General features: G+C 36.0%; 10 protein-coding genes. 5 read left to right on the plus strand and 5 right to left on the minus strand.

Features of this window, described 5'->3' with window-relative positions; genetic code table 11:
- The 4 genes from H600_RS0107495 to H600_RS22520 form a co-directional block, all read left to right on the plus strand.
- The coding region (locus H600_RS0107495; RefSeq protein WP_051234392.1) for a T9SS sorting signal type C domain-containing protein at positions 1–2,466 on the plus strand (2,466 nt) is incomplete at its 5' end.
- A gap of 155 nt (positions 2,467–2,621) precedes the next feature.
- Positions 2,622–6,470, plus strand: a complete 3,849-nt coding sequence (locus H600_RS0107500; protein ID WP_026728198.1) for a T9SS sorting signal type C domain-containing protein — start codon at positions 2,622–2,624, stop codon at positions 6,468–6,470.
- A gap of 609 nt (positions 6,471–7,079) precedes the next feature.
- On the plus strand, positions 7,080–12,425 hold the full coding sequence (locus H600_RS22515; RefSeq protein WP_051234393.1) for a fibronectin type III domain-containing protein: 5,346 nt from the start codon (positions 7,080–7,082) through the stop codon (positions 12,423–12,425).
- Positions 12,426–12,896: 471 nt separating this feature from the next.
- A complete protein-coding gene (locus H600_RS22520) occupies positions 12,897–16,649 on the plus strand; it encodes a T9SS sorting signal type C domain-containing protein (protein WP_051234394.1) in 3,753 nt (1,250 codons plus the stop codon).
- Between the two features lie 71 nt (positions 16,650–16,720).
- Here the strand turns inward: H600_RS22520 and H600_RS0107515 are convergent, their stop codons facing one another.
- The 4 genes from H600_RS0107515 to H600_RS0107530 all read right to left on the minus strand — a co-directional run bounded on the left by H600_RS0107515 (position 16,721) and on the right by H600_RS0107530 (position 20,417).
- A complete protein-coding gene (locus H600_RS0107515; protein WP_026728200.1) occupies positions 16,721–17,587 on the minus strand; it encodes a cupin-like domain-containing protein in 867 nt (288 codons plus the stop codon).
- An 81-nt stretch (positions 17,588–17,668) separates the two neighbouring features.
- Positions 17,669–18,757 carry a biotin synthase BioB gene (gene bioB / locus H600_RS0107520; protein WP_026728201.1) on the minus strand — a complete coding sequence of 363 codons (1,089 nt, stop codon included), beginning with the start codon at positions 18,755–18,757 and terminating at the stop codon, positions 17,669–17,671.
- Between the two features lie 172 nt (positions 18,758–18,929).
- On the minus strand, positions 18,930–19,367 hold the full coding sequence (locus H600_RS0107525; protein ID WP_026728202.1) for a hypothetical protein: 438 nt from the start codon (positions 19,365–19,367) through the stop codon (positions 18,930–18,932).
- Between the two features lie 120 nt (positions 19,368–19,487).
- On the minus strand, positions 19,488–20,417 hold the full coding sequence (locus H600_RS0107530; RefSeq protein WP_026728203.1) for a bifunctional riboflavin kinase/FAD synthetase: 930 nt from the start codon (positions 20,415–20,417) through the stop codon (positions 19,488–19,490).
- A 195-nt stretch (positions 20,418–20,612) separates the two neighbouring features.
- Between H600_RS0107530 and H600_RS0107535 the strand changes: the two genes are divergently transcribed.
- The gene (locus H600_RS0107535) at positions 20,613–23,285 is read left to right on the plus strand and encodes a zinc-dependent metalloprotease (RefSeq protein ID WP_026728204.1); all 2,673 of its coding nucleotides are present in this window, start codon (positions 20,613–20,615) and stop codon (positions 23,283–23,285) included.
- 113 nt (positions 23,286–23,398) lie between these two features.
- Here the strand turns inward: H600_RS0107535 and H600_RS0107540 are convergent, their stop codons facing one another.
- Entirely contained in the window at positions 23,399–23,977 is a 579-nt protein-coding gene (locus H600_RS0107540) for a ComF family protein (protein ID WP_084157364.1), read from the minus strand.
- Between the last annotated feature and the right edge of the window lie 38 nt (positions 23,978–24,015).

The raw sequence follows: 24,015 nt of genomic DNA on the forward strand, positions 1-24,015 counted from the left end.
ACTCATTATTATGCGACGCAGACGGTAAACGGATGCGAGAGCACCTCGAGATTTGATGTAACCGCTACGATCAATACAACGCCATCAGCCCCAACGGGGACATCAGGGCAGTCTTTCTGTTCGGGAGCTTCTCCTACAGTTGGAAATCTGACTGCTACAGGAACAGCGATCCAATGGTATGCGACTTCAAGCGGCGGAAGTGCATTGGCAACTACAACAGCGCTGACAAATGGCACGCATTATTATGCAACACAGACAGCAAATGGCTGTGAGAGTACATCAAGACTTGATGTTACAGTTACAATAACCCCACTCCCAACAGTATCCCCAATAACAGGCGGTGCAACAACAGTCTGTACAACATTAACAACACCAGCTTTCACAAATGCAACAAGTGGAGGAACATGGTCAATAACACCTGGTACAGGATCAGCAACTATTGATGATGCAACAGGAATTGTAACAGCGGGCAATGCTGGAGACGTTACAGTTGTCTATACAGTGACAAGTGGAAGCTGTCAAAATACTGCAACAGCTACTTTAACCATTAAGCCAAATCATCCAGCACCAATAGTTGGAACGATAACACGACCAACTTGTTCAGCGTTAGGTGGTAGCGTAACATTAAGCGGTTTGCCAGCTTCCGGAAATTTATTTATCGATAATGGAACTACTATTGTTAGCAGAGCCTTCACTTCGAGTACCCCAACAATAGATCAATTAGCGCCGGGAACCTATTACTTTGCTTTAGATAATGGTTGTACGGCAATTTATTCAGCTGAGGTAGTTATACTAGCTAATACATTCACTGGAGGTACTTCATGGACGTACGGTGCTCCAACATCTGATGATTATGTAGATTTCGCAGCAAATTATATAGTATCAGGAGATGAAACTTATTGCTCAGTAAGGGTTAGTAATGGCGCGTCTGTAACAGTAAATTCGGGAGTAACACTTACAGTTACAAATGGAGTTCATGTTGTTTCGGGAAGTTATTTAACTTTTAAAAATAGTTCAAACTTAATCCAAGGAAATACAAGTAATACTTTAAATACAGGAAATATTAATTATGAGCGCTATGCTGGGAAAATCCGCCAAGCCGATTATGTATATTGGTCAACACCGGTTAAAAATCAGACCTTGGCTGCTCTTTCTTCATCTACAAGCCCTTCAAAATTATATGCTTATGATGGCATGAAATGGGTATTCACTCCAAGAACTACGATTATGGATCCCGCGAAAGGCTACATTGTCCGCGGACCTGAAACGTTTTCAAATACTTCAAAAAGTGACTTTACAGGAATTTTTATTGGAACTCCCCAAAATGGAACTTTTGCGGGTGAACCAATGACTGCCGGACAACCTTACTTATTGGGGAACCCTTATCCATCTGCATTGGATGCCGATGCCTTTATCACGGCCAACAGTGCAATAATAGAGGGATCATTGTATTTCTGGACGCACAATACTCCAGTAGTTCTAGGCGGTGCCTATGAATACGAGACTGATGATTATGCGACTTACAATTTGGGCGGTGGTGTCGGCACACAGGCAGCTCCATCAGAAGATGATCCAAAACTTAATGATCCAAATCTTCCTGCGGATCAATTACCAAATAATAGTTTTCCAAATGGTCAGGTTGCTTCAGGCCAGGCTTTCTTCGTGAAGGCTTATGCTCAAGGAAGCGCCACTTTTACCAATTCAATGCGAAGCAGCAAAGACATTCATGGCAACAATACAAACGGCCAGTTCTTCAAGCCTGGAAAGGCCTCAAAAACTGCGGCGATCGAAAAACACCGAGTTTGGCTGAACATGACAAATGCTGGGGGCGCTTTCAAGCAATTGCTGGTTGCTTATGTTGAAGGCGCAACAAACAGCTACGATAGATTGTATGACGGAAAGACTTTTGACGGAAATAAATTCATTGATTTCTACAGTATTAATGACAATCACAAATTAGTTATTCAAGGACGTGGCTTGCCATTTACAGACGCTGATCAAGTTCCATTGGGCTACCGCAGCACAATTGCTGGGGATTTCACCATTTCAATCGATCATGCTGATGGGGATATGAAGACTCAGGCAATGTATATTGAGGATAAAAAGACTGGAAAAATCCATGATTTAAAAGCCGGCAAATATACTTTCACAACAGAAATAGGAACTTTTACAGATCGTCTTGTTCTTCGTTATAGCAATAAATCTTTAGGAACTGGAGATTTTGAGAATGTTGAAAAAGGTATTACGGTTTCGATAAAAGACAAATCAGTCAAAGTATTATCTTCTAACGAAACAATTCAAGACGTGACTATTTTTGATGTTGCTGGAAAACTGCTTTATAGTAAAAGTAAAGTTGGTTCGAATGAATTGCAGATTTCAAATTTACAATCCAGTAATCAGGTTTTACTAGTTGATATAACTCTTGACAACGGATACAAAACAACTAGAAAGATAATTTTTCAATAATTATAAAATAATTCTAACATAAAAGAGCCATTTCTCAACTTGAGAAATGGCTCTTTTATTTAGCCTAAAAATCACTAAAAGTGGGTATTGCAAATAATTAAAGTATTTTTTTAATTTTAAGAAAAATCTTATAATTAATTTTTATTGTCTTTATTTTGATTAGAAAATTACTTTATGCAGTTGCTTTAATTGTACTTTTTGGAAACGCCTTTATCTATGGGCAACAAGGAAAAGTTGATGTTACTTTTAATACACTAGATGATGGTTTAATTGGAGATGGATTTGATGGCACCGTTCAGACTTTATCTTTACAATCAAATCAGAATCTTATCGTTGGTGGTGAATATTTACATCTTAACGGAATTTCTTCTCCTTACTTTACTCGTTTAAAGCCCGATGGTACTATCGATGAAAGTTTTCATACCGGAAGCGGTTTTAATGGAAAAGTTTATGCGACTTATATTCAGCCAGACGGAAAAATAATTGTAGCCGGAAGTTTTACTTCTTATAATGGTATTAGTGCCGGAAGACTTATTCGTTTAAATCCGGACGGAAGTTATGATGCATCATTCGATACCTCTATTGGTGCAACAACGGGAATAATATATGATATTGCAAGACAACCAGATGGAAAAATCCTCATCGTTGGAAGTTTTACAAAGTACAATAATTCAACTACAAATCGTATTGCAAGAATTTTGCCAAGCGGCGCTTTAGATACTTCATTTTTATCAGGTTCAGGCACTACTTCCAATATTAATAACGTAAAGGTTCTTATCGACGGGAAAATATTAATTTCAGGAAATTTCACTGCCTTTAATGGTACTCAAGCGAATAGAATAGTGCGCTTAGCAGAAAACGGAATTGTTGATTCAGGATTTAATGTCGGAACTGGTTTTGACGATGATGTAAATGCAATGACAATTCAGCCTGATGATAAAATTATTCTTGGAGGAAAATTTACCACTTTTGACGGAAGAAGTGCAAATAGAATAATCAGAATAAATCAAGATGGCAGTATAGATGCAACCTTTTTTATGGGATCTGGATTTAGTTCTGGAGCCGTACAAGTCTTCAAAGTTGACAATTCTGGAAATATAATGATTGGAGGTTCTTTTACAGGAAATTATAATGGTGTAAGCGTTAATCGAGTTTGTTGTATAGACCATTCTGGTTTTCTCAAAAGTGATATTGATTTTGGGTCTGGTCCCGCAACAGCTTCAGTTCTTGCTTTAGAAAATGATACAGAAGGAGCTTGGTACATTGGTGGTTCATTTTTAGTTTTTGACGGTTTGAATCAAGGAAGGCTGGCAAAAATTAATTCAGAGGGTGAATATGATACGGGTTATCTAGCATCAGGAATAGGTTTTGATAATTCGGTTTATAAGATACTGTCGCTAGAAAATGCGAAAACAATGGTTTTTGGCAATTTTAAAAAATTTAATGGCACAAGTGCTTCAAGAATTGCTAAACTTTTAGAAGATGGATCTTCTGATCCTGATTTTAATTCGGGACAAGCAGGAGCTAATAATTTAATCAAAAGTGCAGTTTTGCAGTCTGATGGCAAAATAATTCTTGGAGGTAATTTTACAAAATATAATGAAACGGTAATTAATCGGATTGTTCGGATTTTACCAAACGGAGCCGTTGATCCCACTTTCAATGTAATTTCTGGATGCAACAGTCAAATTTATGCAATGGCAATACAACCCGATGAAAAAATTATAGTAGCTGGAGGCTTCAGCAAATATAATGATGCGAATGTTGGCCGAATCGTGCGACTTTTGCCTGATGGCTCACGGGATTCTAGTTTTAATCCTGGATTAGGCGCAGATGCTATTATTGAAGTTGTTTTAGTTCAACCAGATGGAAAAATTTTGGTAGGTGGCCGATTTATTACTTTTAACGAAATTTCCTGTCCACATTTAGTGCGTTTAAACAGTAATGGAAGTATTGACCCCACTTTTGCAATAGGTGAAGGATTTGATAAAAACGTATATGCGATGGCATTACAGTCTGATCAAAAAATAGTTGTCGGAGGTAATTTTTTGAATTTTAATAGAGTGGGACAAAAGAGGCTTTTGAGATTAAATACCAATGGAAGTTTAGATAATACATTTGAATCAGGTCCAGGATTCAGCAAAGGTGATGTAAGAAGTGTTTTGATTCAACCTGATGATCGAATTTTAGTTGGTGGGACTTTTTCAGGGACATATAAAAATGTAACAGCTTTAAGATTAATACGATTATTAAAGTCTGGAAGTTTAGATGCCTCTTTCGATGCTACTCTGAATAATAAAGTATTTTCGATGAGTTTTTCATCAGATTATAAACTTTTGGTTGGTGGAGATTTCAACTCAGTTGCTGGGATTTCTAAACATAGAATTGCCAGATTGAAGCTCTGTTTAGAATCAACAATTTGGAATGGTACTTCATGGTCAAATGGTTTTCCGTCGGGAGGAAAAGAATTGTTTTTTAAAGAAGATTATCCTGATTTGATAACAGCGAATGTCTGTAGTTGCACTATTGATGAGGGGAAGAAGGTTACATTGCTAAGCGGAAACACTTTAGGTATTGAATTCTCCTATTCGGGTTCGGGAACTTTGATTTTAGAAGATTCGGCAAATTTATACCAATCAGATGATGATATGATTAATACAGGAATTATTCACTTGAAGCGAAATTCATCACCTATTTTAAAATCTGATTATGTTTATTGGTCGTCTCCAGTAGAGAATCAAAAAATAATTGATCTTTCGCCAAATACCATATGGGATCGATTTTTATCTTATGATCCGGTAGTCAAAAATTGGAAAGTTGAAAATAGTACCATGTCGAGAGGAATTGGATATATTATTCAAGGTCCAAGGGATTTTTCGTCAATAACTCGCACATCTTATCATGCAACTTTTAAAGGTATACCTCATAATGGAAAAATAGAGGTGAATTTGGGTCCGGCAAATAGTTTTAATTTGATTGGAAATCCGTATCCGTCTACCTTGAATGCAGATACCTTTTTGAAAGAAAACGCATCAAAAATCAAAGGCACAATTTATTTGTGGACGCACAATACTCCCATTACAAATAATAAGTATAATACAGATGATTATGCTGTTTATAATTTGCTTGGAGGAGTAGGAACTCGTGGTGCTTTGACAAATGGAGTAAACGAAGTAATTCCAGATAAAACTATTGGGTCTGGACAGGCATTTTTTGTAGCAAGCCAAAATACCGGTACAATTGTATTTAATGACAAAATGCGAATTAAGGAACAAAATACTTCATTTTTTAAACCAGCAAGTAGTAAAGAAATTAAAGCAAATGAGATCGAAAAACAAAGAATCTGGTTAAATTTTGAGAATAGCGAAGGTCTTTTTAAACAAATTATGGTCGGCTATATTGAAGGAGCAACAAATGAATATGATATAAGTTATGATGCCGAATCTTTTAATGGTAATAAGTATGCTGATTTTTACAGCATAACAGCAAATAAAAATTTGGTTATTCAAGGAAGAGCTTGGCCATTTGAAAAAGCGGATTCTGTACCACTTGGTTATATGTCAACAATTGGCGGCAATTTTAGTTTTAGTATTGATCACAGTGATGCTGAATTTTCTGAAATGAACATTTATATTGAAGACAAAGAGTTGAAACTAATTCATAACCTAAAAGCTTCGCCTTATACTTTCAAAACTGAGAAAGGTACTTTTGATAATAGATTTGAATTAAGATATCTTGACAAAGAGTTAAAGGTCGATGATTACAATACTATTTCAAATGTTGTTTTTGTTTCGGTAAAAGACAAACAAATTCAGATTGACGCTTCTAAAGAATTCATAAAAGAAACTGAAGTTTTTGACCTGACAGGGAAAATGCTCTACAAAAAAAATAAAATTAATTCCTCTAGTTTTTTTATTCAGAATTTAAATTCTGGAAGCCAAGTTTTATTCGTAAAAGTGGTTTTAGAAAATGATTTTGAAATAACCAGAAAAGTAATTTTTTAAAAACATTTTTTGTTCTTTAAGATTCATCCGTTTAATGCTTTTAAACGGATATTTTTTTTTCATTTTTTTTTACGTAATAACCTCTTGCCTGACGTTTTTTTTGCACAATTTTTCTTCGCTAATGTAAATTTTTTAAAAGTTGCCTATTAAGAAAAAAAGGTCCTTTTTATTAATTCAGACGATTTGTAAAATTTAAAAGACCAAGTACATTAAAAATGAATATTTATGAGAATTTACTTAAAAATTATTTTTTATTAAAAAATTTAAATTATAAGTGACTGTTTTTTAAATATTTAATAAAAAATTGTAAATTGTTTAAGGTTGTTTTCAAATAATTTACGCTTCTATTTTACACTTCATTTTGTGCCTTTCAAATTTGAAAACTGAACCTAAACTAAATTTATTTTCAGCCCCTTACTGCCAAACTAAAATATTGAGTGTTAAAACATAAATACCAAATTTAAGGGAACAGAATTACTTTATATTACTTCTTCTTTAATCACTATTCGGGCCTTATCAAGTTCCTGCCTAATTGTGGTATTTAAAAAATTGCAGAATAATTTTTCAGTTAGATCTGAATTTAATTTTTGTCATTTAAAATGCTACAGTATGAAAAAAACATTACTTATTTCAGTATTAGTTTGTCTTCCTGTTTTTCTTTTGGCACAAACTACAGCAACATTTACTTTAGGAGGTACACAAACATTTGTTAGCCCGGCCGGTGTTACTAGTATAAACGTACAGGCTTGGGGTGCCGGAGGTGCTGGAGGAAGCTCATCAAATCCAGGCTTTGGCGGTGCTAGAGGTGGCTCTGGTGGCGGTGGTGGTGCTTTTGCTAGTGCTAACGGTTTAACAATAACTTCAGGAGAAACACTAACCATTAATGTGGGCGTTGGAGGTAAAGGTGCTGCAAGTCAAAATGGTGGTTTTGGAGGATCATCAGGAATATCAGGGTATTCTATTTTGGCAGAAGGAGGAAGAGGTGGTTTACTAAACAATGGTAGTTTAGTTCTAGGTGGTACTGCAGGTTTAGATGTAAATTCAATAGGTACTACAAGAACTTCTGGAACTGATGGAGGAAGAGGAGAATTTGGTTTTACTGATGATACAGGCTCAATTACCAGTTCTGGTGCTGGAGGAAACGGTGCAAATGGAGGAGGCCTAGGAGGAGCAGGTATTGGAACTGCTTTTACCTCTAGTGTTGGAAATGTTGGAACAGCGCCAGGTGGTGGCGGAAGCGGTGGAAGATCGTCTTTTTTGACAGGTGCAAGAAGAGGAGGTGATGGAGGTGATGGAAAAGTAACAATCACTTACAACTGTCCAACTTATAGTTTGGCAAGTACAACGGCTAGTGCTGTAAATGTTTGTTCTGGAGATGCTTCTGAAATAACTTTGACAGGAAGTTTGCCTATTGGTCTTTATTCGGTTTCTTATGAGATTCAGGGTGTAGCACAAACTCCAGCTACTATGCAGGTAACAACAGCAGGAACAGGAAGTTTTATTGCAACAGGCTTTACTACGGTTGGAAATAGAACGATTAAAATAACTTCTTTATCATCTGGTTCAAGTTCTGTGGCTTCAGAAAATTGTGTATCACCTATTAATCAATATAATTTAGCTACCGTTAGAGTAAATTCTTCTGGTACTGCGCCAGTCGCTACAGCAGGAACTGGTGCTACATGTAATCAAATTACAGCAAATTGGCAGGCAGTTGCAGGAACACTTTATTATGAGCTTGATGTTTCTACAGTCAGTAATTTTTCAACTTTTCTGACAGGCTATAATGCTTTGAATGTTGGCAATGTATTAACTTATAATATTACTGGGTTAACAAGCGGTATTACTTATTATTATCGTGTTAGAGCCTTTAATGGAAATTGTGTTAGTGCAAACTCCAATACGATTACTTACGCAACTGCAGTAGTTCCAGGTAAAGTAACCTCATCGACTGGTGCAGCTGGAATTTGTACAGAGTTTATCGCACGCTGGGCTACATTGACAGGAGCAACTAGCTATTTGTTAGACGTATCTACAACATCTACATTTAACGCAGGAACTTTTGTTTCAGGCTATAATGCCGTAGATGTAGGTAATGTGACATCATATGATGTGGTAGGTTTAACTCGAAACACTACATATTATTACAGGGTTAAAGCGAAAAATGGTTGTGGGGTAAGTGCTACTTATTCAGACGTTCAGAATATTACAACATCAAATGCTGTTCCAGGGGATGTAACATCAATGTTAGCAAATAATATATATTGTAACTCATTTAATGCCAGATGGAATTCTACAACACAAGCAACAAGTTATTTGTTGGATGTTTCAACTTCATCGACTTTTACTAGTTATTTGCCAGGATATCAATCTTTGGATGTAGGTACAGTTAATGGTTATGTCGTTACAGGATTAAGTGGTGGTACACAATATTATTACAGATTGAAAGCAATGAATGGTTGCGGTATAAGTATTAATTATTCAGCAACTCAAACGGTAACGACTTTAAGCACACCTCCTACAGCTCCTACATTGTCAATTTCGTCTGCCTTATGTAGCCAAATTAGCGTTGCATGGACTGCTCCTAGTGGGACATTAAGCTATACTGTACAAATGTCGACATCTAGTGCATTTCCAGCAACGACAGCAACTCAAACAGTATCCGGGTTAACGACTAACAATTATACTTTTACAGGCTTGACTTCTGGTCAAACGTATTATTTTAGAGTTTATGCAAAAAATGGATGTTCAGTGGGTGACGGAACGGTTTCTGCTACAGTTACAAGAGCTACTGATAATCCGGCAACTGCACCAACAATTGATGATTTTGGGGCGTCACTAACATTTTGTGAGACAGATGGAATAAATCTTTCTTCTAGTACCGCACCACCTGGCTATTCTTATCTTTGGTCTACAGGAGCAACAAGCCAAACTATTTTTGTCTCAGCCGCAGGAAGTTACACGGTTCAATTTACAAAGGCAGGTGGTTGTAATAGTGCAGTATCGGCGGCAAAAGTAATTACAATTCAGGATTTGCCAACAGCAATAATACCAAATAATTCTACAACAATTTGTTCAAATGGAAGTGTAACAGTGAGCGGAGCATCGGCTTCAAATGGAACTATAAAGTGGACTTTTAGTGGAGGATCAGGAACTTTGACAGGGGATACAACTCCTACACCAACATATACACCAACAGTAGGAGGTGCTGCGCGAACTATTATATTAACGATGACGGTAACCAGTAATAATACTTGTGCACCACAAATTGCTACTGCTAAATATACTATTAATATTCAAGCTGCTCCTACGGCAACAATTACAGGATCTAAAATTATTTGTTCCAATGGTTCTGCAACGGTTGGAGCTGGAGAAGCTAATGCAGCAAATGGAACGGTCTTATGGACACATGATGGATTGGGAACTCTTTCAAATAATACTACTTTGACGCCAACCTATACTGCAGTGGCCGGTGACGCTGGAAAACAGGTTACCTTGACAATGACGGTAACTGCTTCAGGATGTGCAACACCGTATAGTGTATCGGATATTTATGCTATTGCTGTTCGGCCTGAAAATACTGTAACTGCTGCTGCTTCATCGCCAGTTTTATGTATTAATACTTTAATGACTGATATTACGCATACAACAACTGGTGCGACAGGTATCGGAACTCCTTCTGGTTTGCCTTTGGGAGTAACTGCAACTTGGGCTTCAAATACAATTACGATTAGTGGTACTCCAACCAATTCCGGAACATTTAATTATACTATACCTATTACTGGTGGTTGCGGAACCTATAATGCAACCGGAACTATTGTAGTAAATTTAAATACTGTAGGAGTGGCATCTGAGTCTCCAACAGTTTGTAACCATACTCTAATGCCAAACATTACTCATGCAACAACTGGAGCGACTGGAATTGGTGCAACTTCGGGTTTGCCTGCAGGCATAACAGCTAGTTGGGCTTCGAACACAATTACTATCAGCGGAACTCCAACGAGTACGGGAACTTTTAACTATTCTATACCGTTGACTGGAGGCTGTGGAACAGTAAATGCAACTGGAACGATTACTGTTAATCCTTTGCCTGCTACCCCAACTGTGGGAACTATTATTCAGCCTACTTGTGTTAATCCAAAAGGAAGCATAGAACTAAATGGCTTGCTTTCGGCAGTAAATTGGACTATTACACAAACAGGAACGATTTCTCAAGTTTATAATTCGTCAGGAACAAGTTTTACAATTCCGGATTTAATTCCGGGAACATATAGTTTTATTATTAATGAAGGTCCAAATTGTCCATCATCAGCAACTATAAATATTGAAATTAAAACGCCAGTAACGAATATCTGGAGTGGTAGTAGTTGGTCAAATGGAAGTCCTGTTGCTACAGATATACTTGAATTTGCGGCTGATTATCAATCAACAGGTGATTTAAGTGGATGTTCCTGTAAAGTCGATGCAGGAAAAAAAGTAGTCATAAATTCAGGGCATACTTTGGTAATTGAAAATCAGGTTGTTGTTGAATCTGCTACTGGTGCATCATTGACATTTGAAGATAGCGCTAGTCTAATACAATCAAGTAATGTGGTTAATACAGGTAATATAATTTACAAACGCAATAGTGTTCCTATTCGTCAAGCTGATTATGTATATTGGTCAACACCTGTAAAACCTCAAAAATTAATTGATGTGTCACCATTAACAAAAAGTGATATGTTTTTTAGTTACAACGGTTCACAGTGGGTTCGCATGACACCATCAACAGTAATGATTGTTGGGAAAGGTTATATTATTCGCGGACCTGAAACTTTTTCAAATACTGTGCGAGGTGCATTTACAGCTACATTTATTGGTGTACCTAATAATGGTGATATTATTGGTGAAGTAGTAAGTTCAGGTAAAAGTTATCTAATAGGGAATCCATATCCTTCTGCTTTAGATGCAGATGATTTTATAAACGCTAATAATGTTTTAGAAGGAACTCTTTATTTCTGGACACATAATACCCCTGTTGTTTTAGGTGGTGCATACGAATATTCAACGGATGACTATGCTACTTACAATTTGAGTGGCGGTGTTGGAACAGCCGCCGCTTCCGGTAATAAAGCGCCAGGTAATAATGCCAGTATTCCGAGTGGTCAAATTGCCGCTGGACAATCATTTTTTTCAAAAACTGTTGGTTCGGGAACGATCATATTCAATAATTTAATGCGAAATGGAGGAAATAATAACAGTCAGTTTTTTAAACCTAAAAAAGCTTCAAAAACAAATGGTCTTGAAAAGCATCGTATTTGGCTAAACATGACTAACGAAAATGGAGCTTTCAAACAATTGATGGTCGGTTATATTCAAGGAGCGAGCAATGATTTCGAAAAAAAATATGATGGGGAGAGTCTTGACGGAAATAAATATCTCGATTTTTATAGTGTAAATAATGAAAAACATCTTGTAATTCAAGGCCGCGGACTTCCTTTTTCAGATATTGATTTTGTTCCATTAGGATATAGAACTACCATCGCGGGCGAATTTATTATTTCAATAGGTCAGGCTGATGGGAATATGAGCAAACAAGCAATTTATTTGGAAGATAAGTTAACTGGAAAAATTCATGATTTACGCGAAAGCGATTATAAATTCAATACTGAAGTAGGAACTTTTACAAATCGTTTCGTACTGCGTTATACAAATAAATCTTTAAGTACTGCAGATATTGTAAATACAGAAAGCAAAGTTTTAATTACTGTAAAAGATAAAATAATAAAAATCACTTCAACAACTGAAATGCTTGAAAAAGTTTACATTTTTGATGTTTCAGGAAAATTGCTTTTTGAGAAATTCAATATTAGCGAAAAAGAATTACAGATCACAAATCTTCAGTCATCAAATCAAGTTTTGCTCATAAAAATTGGCCTGGAAAATAAAAGTCTAATAAATTCAAAAGTGATTTTTTAAGATTTTAAAAGACCTTAATTATTCCTTAAAAACCATTCCGTTATTGGAATGGTTTTTTTATGTTTTACGAAGAATGTTCTGAAGGAAATTTTCCTATTAACATTTTTTTTCTTTTTTAAATATTTTAATAAATAAGAATCTTGAAATGTTAAAGTGTTGATTTCTAAGTTAAAATTTTTTACATATTGTAAATAAAATCGTACCTTGTTGTTGTTTTTATTCGACAAACAACATAAAAGCCCGTTATATTACATTTTTTGATTGACTCTACAGAAAACGAATCAAGTTTTTTATTTGCCAAAATTTGATATTACCTAAACGCTTCGTTTAAAAACATAAGCACGCAGCTTATTGTTTTTGAATTTGATGTATCTGTTAGTATTCAATATTATACACATATTCAACCGCGAGGTGTTTAAAAATTGGAGATGATTCTTGTTCTTGAATTTTTAATTTCTAAAATACCACAGTATGGAAAAAAAAATACTTAACACACCGCTTTTTTTTCAATTTTTGATTTATTTAAAATGGCAAAAAAGACCTGTTTGGGTAAAAGAAATGCAATTATGTTGCCTATTGTTTTTCTTTTATAGCTCATTGTGGGCACAGCCACCGCATACTTATTTATCAGATGGTACTTTATTTGTGCCCGCTGGAATTACATCAATGGATGTTGAGGCATGGGGTGCAGGTGGTTCGGGCGGAGGAGCAAGAGGATCAATATTGGATGGACGAAGCGGCGGCGGCGGCGGCGGCGGTGCTTATGTAAAGGGAAAAATTACAACGGTACCAGGAGCAACATTAGCAATAAAAGTTGCAGGTACTACCGCTATTGGAGCCTCTGGCGGAAACGCTACTATCACAGGGTATGAAACCATTCTTTTTGCTGCTGGAGGAAAGGCCGGTACTGAAAATAATGCTGGAGGAACTCCTGCAGGAGGTAAAGGAGGATTAGATACTAACTCATATGGTTCTATAACTAAAATTTCAGGCACAGATGGAGGGCCTGGAAATACGGGTGTCATAGCATTATTGCAAAATTCTGGCGCAGGAGGTACAGGAGGTGGTGCTGGTGGCGGTGCTGGTGGTGCAGGTATTCAAAGTGTGGTTTTAGGAAATGAACCGGGTAAAAACGGATCAGCTCCAGGCGGAGGTGGAGGCGGCGCTATGAACTCCTTACTAGGTTTGATATTGGGCGGACCGCAAGCTGGAGGAACAGGCGGTTCTGGTCAGATGATTGTGAGTTATACATGCCCATCCTATAATATTACGGGAGTATCGGCTTCTGCTGGATGTACTACAGTAGGAAATTCAACGATTTTACTTACTTCTTCTGAAACATCCTTGCCGGTTGGGGTTTATACCGTAACGTATAATCTCACAAATCCAGTAAGTAACGGACTAACAACGACAATGAGCGTAACTAATGCTGGTTCAGGAAGTTTTGTGTTGTCAGGTTTTAGCACTGCGGTGACTAGAGGTATTACAATTACTAAATTAACATCTGGAGCTTGTTTTGCAGATATAACTTCAAATAATACTTCGAATATTGTGATTTCTCCACCATCGAGTGGTGGAACAGTTAACGGAGGAACTACAATTTGTAGTGGTTCAACAAGTGGCGTATTGACCTTGACAGGCAATACGGGGACAGTTTTGAATTGGGAATCATCCGTTAGTCCATTTTCTGTGTGGACTCCAATCGGAAATTCAGCTAGCACAACATACACTTCCGGGGTGCTGACGCAAACGACTCAATTTAGAGCAGTTGTCCAAAATGGTGGTTGTGTCTCGGCAAATTCTGTTGCCGCGACTGTAACGGTTAATGCAATTCCTTCCCCAACTTTTTCCGCTCAACCTGCTTCAACAGTTTGTATTAATACTGATGTTACCTACACGACTCAGCCATCCCAAACTGATTATGTTTGGACCGTTCCTGGAGTTGCAGGAACAGATTACAATATTGTTTCAGGAGCTATTTCATCTGCCAGTAATTCAGTAACATTGCAATGGTTGACTAGTGGAGATAAAACGGTTTTAGTAAAATATTCTTCAAATGGATGTCCAGCAATCACAAATGCTAGTAATTCAACGACCGTAATACAAACAGAACGCGGTGTTGTAAATGGAGGTTTGCATATTTGTCAAGGAAGTCCAAGTCCGCTACTGACTTTAAATAATTATGTCGGTACAATTATTAGATGGGAATATGCAGAAGCGATTCCTTATGTTTGGCAACCAATTGCTCATACGGGAAGTACTTATCAACCTGGCGTATTATTAACGAGCACAAGCTATAGGGCAGTTGTGAAAAATGGAATTTGTTCTGAAGAATTGGCAATAGAGACAAGAATCGATGTGGATTCTAATCCCCCGGCACCAAATATTTTGAGTTTTACGCAACCAACATGTACTATACCAACAGGAAGTATCGTGTTAGATGGATTATCTGGAACAGGAGATATTTTACAATCAGACGGAACTGCGATTACACATCATCCGTATTCAGGAAATTCAATAACCATTTCAGGATTAATTCCCGGAAAGTACAAATTTGCAGTTGATAATAACTGTTTAATAACTTATTCTGCTGAAATTACGATACAAGCAAATATATGGAACGGAACAAGTTGGTCGTACGGAACTTCGCCAACAATTGATAATCTAGTAGATTTTCAAGAAGACTATAATTTAGGCACCGATATAAATGCTTGTTCTTGTACGATTAGCAATGGTGCAGCTGTCACAATCCAGCACGGAAAAACGTTAAATGTTATAAACGGAGTTCATGTTAATAATGGAACTTTAACTTTTGCCGATGGAGCAAGTTTGTTGCAAACGAATCCTGATAATAATTTAAATACCGGAACAATTATTTATAAACGAAATAGCCAACCTATTCGGCAAGCAGACTACGTTTATTGGTCTTCTCCAGTAAAAGGTCAAAAGTTGGTAAATGTTTCTCCTTTAACAGCTGAGGATAAGTATTTTAGTTATAATGGCACAAAATGGGTGATGGAATCTAAAAATAATGTGATGAATATTGGCAAAGGCTATATCATACGTGGGCCAGAAACTTTTTCTAATATTAATAGATTTCCATTTGCAACTGCTTTTATAGGCGTTCCAAATAATGGAGATATTATTGGTGAAACTCTTGGTGCTGAGAAGCCTTACTTAATAGGTAATCCTTACCCCTCGGCTTTACATGCAGATGATTTTATAAATGGAAATTCGTTTATTGAAGGAACCCTTTATTTCTGGACACACAACACGCCCGTAGTTTTGGGCGGCGCGTATGAATATTCAACAGACGATTATGCAACCTATAACTTAACGGGAGGAACTGGTACTGGAACAATGGCGCCATCAGGAATTAATCCAGGAAACAATAACAGTGCGCCAAGTGGAGATATCGCAGCTGGACAATCCTTTTTTGTAAAAACTGCTGCATCAGGAACGATTGTTTTTAATAATTTAATGAGAAGAGGAGGCAATACAAATTCCCAATTTTTTAAGTTAAGTAAAGGGGAGAAGGAATCAGAAATTGAAAAAAACCGAATCTGGTTAAATATGACGAATACCGAAGGTGCTTATAAACAGTTGTTAGTAGGATATATTCAAGGTGCAACTGATGAATATGACAGAAGATATGATGGGACTACTTTTGACGGAAATAAATTTCTTGATTTTTATAGCATAAACAATGAGCATAAACTAGCAATACAAGGGCGTGCTTTGCCTTTTAATACTTCAGATGCAGTGCCTTTAGGATATCGTACTACAATAGCAGGTGAATTTACTATTTCTATACATCAAGTAGATGGCTCACTGGTATTGCAATCAATTTATTTAGAAGATAAGAAACTGAATAAGATTCACAATCTTCGAACAGGGAATTACACATTTACAACTGAAATTGGAACTTTTACTGATCGCTTCGTGCTTCGTTATACAGACAAATCTTTAGGCATTGATGAGGTTAAAGATGCTGATAATATCGTTCTAGTTGCATCAAAACTAAATGAGATGAAAGTAATATCTACTAAAGAAGCAATTAGTCAGGTCGCTGTTTTTGATCTTTCTGGTAGATTGCTTTTTGAGAAGAAAAATATTAACGCAACTGAATTGCAAATACTGAATTTCCGCTCTGCAAACCAGGTTTTACTGGTAAAAGTGACTTTGGAGAATGGAAGCACTACAACAAAAAAGGTAGCATTTTAAAAACAAGAGAAATAAAAAAAGCAGTTAAAGATTTTCATTTTAACTGCTTTTCTTTGATTTCTAAATATAGTCTAGGCACTCTTCCGAAGATTTTCATGCGTATTGGTGATTGCTTTTTTATTCTTGTAATCAATCCATTTTTGGCCTTTTAGCTTTCGCATCAAAATATCAAAATGCCGCATGATAAAAACATTGTATGCCGCTTTTGATAAATTGCCGATGCTTTGAGGAAAAGAACGAAGACTCATCGAAAATCCGGGAGTTAGGTATTTCATATAATGCCAATATCCTTCAGGCATATAAAGCATCTCTCCATGTTTGAGATTGGTAATGTAGCCTTCAGCATTTTTTAGAGCTGGAAATTTTTCATAATCTGGATTATCAAAATCAATGTCTTCTCTTGAAATCAATGCGTGAGGCACTTTGTACATGAATTTTGATTGATTTGGTGGAAAAATCATACATTGTTTTTCACCATGAAAATGAAAATGCAAAATGTTCGAATAATCGATATCAAAATGCATGAAGACTTTTGAGTTTTCTCCCCCAAAAAACAGCATTGGCATTTGTTTGACTAATCGCAAGCCAATTTCAGGCCATTTAAAGTCATTATTCAAAACGGGAACCTCTTTCATAAAATTGTAAAGAAAGATGCGATAATTAGTAGGTTCTGATTCTAAAAGCGCTATATAGTCGCTCATTTTCATTTTCAAATGTGCTTCATTAAAGCCGTCTTTATGATTTACTGGTCTGTCATCATACAATGGTACTGTAATGTCGCCTGCGATTTCTCTTATATAGGATAATTTCCATTTATGATAAGCGGGCCAATCTTCAGTCAATTCCTCAATAACAACAGGAATTTGTTTTTTGACATATTGGGAAATAAAATCAGCTTTTGAGATTTTTTTTACCCTTTCGATTTGTTTTAACTTCATCTTATTAAATAAAAAAATTGCTTATAACTCTGTGTTATAAGCAATTTAAAAATATTTGTCGAAAAAGATGAACTCTATTGCTTAAATTTTTGATTTAATCGAATGTTCAACATTTCTTTCAATTGTATGTCCTGGTCTTGACCATTTAGGTTTTTCGCCTAATGGTGCAAATTGTGAATCAGCAGCTTCAACTGTTTTTGGTTGTGAAACTTTTGTAAAAGGTTTTTGTGGATTCAATCCTAAAAGTTCAAACATTTTCATGTCTTCGTGAACATCAGGGTTTGGAGTTGTAAGCAATTTATCTCCAGCAAAAATTGAGTTTGCTCCAGCAAAAAAGCACATTGCTTGTCCTTCACGACTCATGTTTGTTCTTCCTGCTGATAAACGAACTTGAGTATCTGGCATTACAATTCTTGTAGTAGCAACCATTCGGATCATTTCCCAAATTTCAACTGGTTTTTCATCTTCCATCGGAGTACCTTCAACGGCAACCAATGCATTAATTGGCACTGATTCTGGTTGCGGATTTAAAGTAGAAAGCGCTACAAGCATTCCTGCTCTGTCTTCGATGCTTTCGCCCATTCCAATAATTCCACCGCTACATACGGTAACATTTGTTTTACGAACATTTTCGATGGTTTCTAAACGGTCTTCAAAAGCACGTGTTGAAATAACATCTTTATAATAATCTTCAGAAGTATCTAAATTATGGTTGTAAGCATATAAACCTGCTTCTGCTAAACGCTGTGCTTGGTTTTCAGTTATCATACCTAGCGTACAGCAAACTTCCATATCAAGTTTATTGATGGTACGAACCATTTCTAAAACCTGATCAAATTCTTCACCATCTTTTACGTTTCTCCATGCAGCTCCCATGCAAACACGAGATGATCCGCTTGATTTTGCACGCAAAGCTTGAGCTTTAACTTGGCTTACGCTCATTAAGTCATTTCCTTCAACGCCTGTGTTGTAACGTGCTGCTTGAGGGCAGTAACCACAGTCTTCTGGACATCCTCCAGTTTTGATAGATAATAAAGTCGATACCTGAACTACATTCGGATCGTGGTTTTTCCTGTGAATGGTTGCAGCTTCATACAGAAGATCCATTATAGGCTTATTATATATGGCGATTATCTCGTCTTTAGTCCAATTGTGTTTTGTAATGCTCATTGATACATTGTTTTTGAAGTCTCAAAAGTAGTTAAATTGTTCTAATCAACCAATGAAGTGTTTTGTAAATGAATATTTGACAGCTATTTTCAAAAAAGAAACACTCTAAAATCATAAAAATGTATCATTCTATGATTTTAGAGTGCTAAATGTTATTTTTTATTTTGAAATGTTAATCGGCAATATATTTATTACCCCAATAAAGCATCATCAAAAAAGTTACAATGACCGAAGAGGCAATTCCTTCAAAAAGCAAGCAAATGCAATAAGTTGGAACAGAAGGATTTCCGCCAAACATAAAAGTCTCAGATAAGGTTTGTACATAGGCATCTCCGCCTCGTGCATAGCTGTAAACAAGTAGTCCGAAAACGCTCATTGACACGCCAACTACTGAAGTTGCCATGGCAGAAACGGCATTCGACACAAAATTGGTTTCTCCTTCATGCAGGTTCATTTGCATCGTTCTGTTTACGCCATAAAAGATAAAAAAGACATTTAGGGTACGTAAATAAAACAAATCTGCTAGACCCAATAGATTCATCAATAAAAAATAAATGCCTATTCCGATGAAAATCAAAAACCCGTTGGTAATTTCTTTAGGTAATTTCATAGTGGTTATTTTTAAAGAAGTTAATAGTAAATATTTGGAAAACAGAGTTCTATATCAAATTTACTAAAAAAATAACTACGATGATTTAAATTGGCCGAAAAGTATTTTATCGGATGTTTTTTAACGTTGATTTACAAATGTCAAAGCATTCAATTTATCCTGATTTAATTGTTCTTTCAATAAATCAACAGATCCAAATTTTTGTTCTTCACGAAGATATTGAAGCAAAGAAACTTCGATTTTTTCACCATAAATGTCAGAGTCAAAATCAAAAAGATTTACTTCAATGGTTTGTTTTTGCCCATTTACCGTAGGATTAAATCCAATATTCATCATTCCAAAAACTTCTTTTTCGTTTACAATTGCTTTTACAGCGTAAACTCCGATTTTTGGAATCAATTTGTAATCTTCTTCAATTTGAATATTTGCAGTTGGAAAACCAATTGTTCTTCCTAATTGTTTTCCTTTAACAACTTCTCCAGTTAAAAAATAGTCGTAGCCCAGATAATCATTGGCAAGGGCCATATTTCCTTCATCTAGCGCTTTTCTGATTTTTGTCGAACTTACAGAAACATCTTGAATTTCTTGAGCCGAAATTTGCTCAACTTCAAAACCATATTCCAAACCAAAAGCAATTAAATTGTCAATATTTGCAGTTCTGTTTCTTCCAAAACGATGATCATGCCCGATAATTATTTTTTGAATCTGAAATTGATCTACCAAAATTGATTTCACAAATTCTTCGGCAGTTAACCTTGAAAAACTTTCATTGAATGGATGAATTACCAGATTTTCAATTCCGGTTGCTTCAAGAAGTTTTGTTTTTTCGGCAATTGTGTTTAAAAGCTTTATTTCTGATTTCTCTTGCAAAACCATTCTTGGATGCGGAAAAAATGTAAGTACTAAACTTTCATATTTCCCATTTTCAGTATTCTGTGTAATTCTTTCAAGAATTTTTTTATGACCAATATGCACGCCATCAAAGGTGCCAAGTGTTAAAATTGTTTTCTTGGTCGAATGGAAATCGTTTATAGAATGAAAGAGCTTCAAAACAAATTATTTAAGATGCTGCAAATTTATACTATCTATTTTAAATTTGATACTAAGCCGAATTGATTTTTTTGAGTTGCTGAGGTTTCTTTTTGTGAAAATAGGCCAACTCGTCGATTAAAAAACGTTAAATGTCGTTTATATGTAAGAATTTGATTTAATTGCTTTAATTTTGATTTATCAACGCCTCCAGATATGAAAAAACAATTACTTATTATATTTTTTATTTTTAACTGTACAATTTTAATTGCCCAAAATAACGATTTGTGGCAAAAAGTTAGTGCAAATGCTGGGTTGAGCAAAAAAATAAACATTTCAGATTCTGATAAATACTATAAGCTGAATTCAGATCTTCTTCAAGCAAAACTGGCTTCAGCAACCGGAAAAGGATCAAAAAGTAATACGGCTGAAATTACAATTCCAAATTCTTCGGGTATTTTAGAACGTTTTACAGTTTGGGAATCTTCAAATTTTGAATCAGGACTTCAAGCCAAATATCCAGAAATTAGATCTTATGAAGGAAGCGGTTTAGATGATAAATCAGCTAAAATTCACTTTAGTGTTTCGCCTTTGGGATTACAAACTATGGTTTTTCGTTCGGACAAATCAACTGAATTTATTGAAGCAAACCCTGATGATAAGGCCGAATACGTTTTGTATTCAAAAAAATCTTCGACTTCAAAAAGACTGGTTTGCAAAACTGATGATTCGCTTGTAAATAAGGATATTGCTGGAAAAACAGCCAAAGAAGCATCAAGTGCTAAAATTTTCAAAACGATGCGTTTGGCTTTGTCTTGTACAGGAGAATATACCGTTTATTTTGGAGGAACAAAAGCATTGGCACTTGCCGGAATGAATGCAACTTTGACACGTGTAAATGGTGTTTTCAATAAAGATCTGGCCGTAAAAGTAGTTCTAATCGATAATAATGATGCTTTAATTTATACTGATCCAAAAACCGACCCATATTCTGACGCTTCAGCTGGAGCTGATGGAGCATGGAATCAGGAGGTACAAACAAATATAACTGCGGTAATTGGAAATGGTAATTATGATTTGGGGCATTTGTTTGGCGCTTCGGGCGGTGGAGGAAATGCAGGCTGTATTGGCTGTGTGTGTACAGACCCAACAACTAACGTGCCTTTAGGAAAAGGAAGTGCATTTACATCTCCGTCAGATAGTAGACCACAAGGCGATACTTTTGATGTTGATTTTGTTGCTCACGAAATGGGACATCAATTAGGTGCAAATCATACATTTTCATATGATTCAGAAGAAAGAACTAACGTAAATGTTGAGCCGGGAAGTGGTTCTACTATTATGGCTTATGCAGGAGTTACGCGAGATTATGACGTTCAAGACACTTCCGATGATTATTTTGCTTATGCTAGTATCAGACAAATTCAAAATACATTGGCCTCAAAAAGTTGTCCGGTAAATACTCCATTAACAAATAATCCGCCGTCGATTGAAGCAGGAAATGATTATACAATTCCAATTGGCACAGCCTTTGTTTTGACAGGAACAGGTTCAGATCCCGAAGGTGATTTGGTTACTTATACTTGGGAAGAAAACGATAATGCGATTACAACTTCAGGAAGTACTAGTATAGCTTATCCAACAAAACCTGACGGGCCTTTGTTTCGTTCTGTAATTCCAACCACAAGTGCCGTTCGCTATATGCCAAAGCTTGAATATGTTCTTCAAAATAGGCTTACCACGACATGGGAATCTGTTTCTTCAATTGCAAGAACGTTGCATTTTACTTTGACAGGACGTGATAATGCTGCGCAAGGTACGGCACAAACCTTTACTGATAACATGGCTGTTAATGTGGTTTCAACTGCTGGGCCATTTACTGTGACTTCCCATACAAATGACAATGTAAGTTGGTGGCAAGGATTGCCAGAAACCGTAACTTGGGATGTAAAAAACACCAATACACTTCCAGGTTCATCAACTGTAAATATTAAACTATCTACTGACGGAGGATTGACATTTCCGATAACATTAATATCAAATACGGCAAATGATGGTTCTGAAACTATTGTATTGCCAACAAGTGTTCCGTCATCTAAAAATTGCAGAATTTTGATTGAGCCAACAGGAAATATCTTTTATGCCGTAAACAGTAAAGCATTTGCAGTAGGATATACTTCGACTCAAACTTGTGATTCGTATAGTTTTGGAAACTCGTTTGCCATTCCAAATACTACAACTTTTGTAACCAGAACAGTTACAGTTCCAGCATCTACAGCGACTGTTCAAGATGTAAACGTTTCTGTAAATGTGACGCACGATAAGTTCTCTGATTTAGAACTTCAGATTGTAAGTCCTGCTGGAACGATAGTTCGACTGTTTAATAAAAATTGCGGATCGACAAAATCAACCTTAGCGCTTCAGTTTGATGATTCAGGTGCCGCATTGGATTGTGCCAGAACAACAGAACAAATTGTTTTGCCAGTTGATTTGTTGAGTGCCTTTAATGGTGAAAACACGCAAGGAACTTGGACTTTTAGAGTCAGAGATGCCGTGGTTGACAATTCAGGAACTATCAATTCGGCTTCAATAAATATTTGTGGTCAAATCTATACTTTGTCAACACCAGATTTTGATACTGTTGATTTCAGTCTTTACCCAAATCCAAACAAAGGAAACTTTACGATTCAGTTTGAAAGCCAATCTGAAATTGGAGTTAAAGTATTTGTTCATGATATTTTAGGGAAAACGATTTATTCAAAAATCTTTGATGCAACAACAAATTTTGATCAAAATATTCAGCTCCCAAGCAATACTTCAGCTGGACTTTATCTAGTTACTGTTATTGATGGAAATAGAAGAACAGTCAAAAAAATAATTGTGAACTAAAGGCTTAAAATTCCAATAAAAAAAATCCAAATTCCAATTGAAAAGCTGTTCGATTGAAATTTGGATTTTTTTTGAAGTTAAGTTTGTGAATTTTGGAATTTGAAATTTACGATTTACGAGTTCGCCATCGCCATACAAACAATACTGATTTTCGCTCCTGGAATTTTCAACACTGCTTTTGAACACGCTTCAAGAGTTGATCCCGTTGTCAAAACATCATCAACAATTAGAAAATGTTTGTTGTGGTTTTCTTCTGAAAATTTTACATCAAAAATGTTTTCAATATTTTCGGTTCTGCCTAAAAGATTCTTTTTGGATTGTGTTTTCGAATATTTTTTTCGGAATAAAATGCTATCATCAAAAGTGAGATTTAATCCTTCTGAAATTGCTTTTGCAAATGTTGTGACTTGGTTATAACCACGTTCTTTGAATTTTTTAGGATGAAGCGGGACAGGAATTATAATTTCAAAAGGATGATTCAGTTTCAATTTTTTTAAATCTTCGACATACCAGAAACCCAGAACAGTTCCAATTTCTTCGTGGCCTTTGTATTTCAAATTGTGAATGATCTCCTGAACAATTCCTTTTTTTATAAAATACAATAATGCCGATACATGCTGTATTTCAACTTTTCCATAAAACTTTTTGACCGCTTCGTTTTCAGAATCCAGATGATATTGTGTCAGAGGCATTTCGTGACGGCATTTGGAACAAAAAACAACTTCATTAG

The sequence above is a fragment of the Flavobacterium denitrificans DSM 15936 genome (assembly GCF_000425445.1).
Classification (GTDB): Bacteria; Bacteroidota; Bacteroidia; order Flavobacteriales; family Flavobacteriaceae; genus Flavobacterium; species Flavobacterium denitrificans.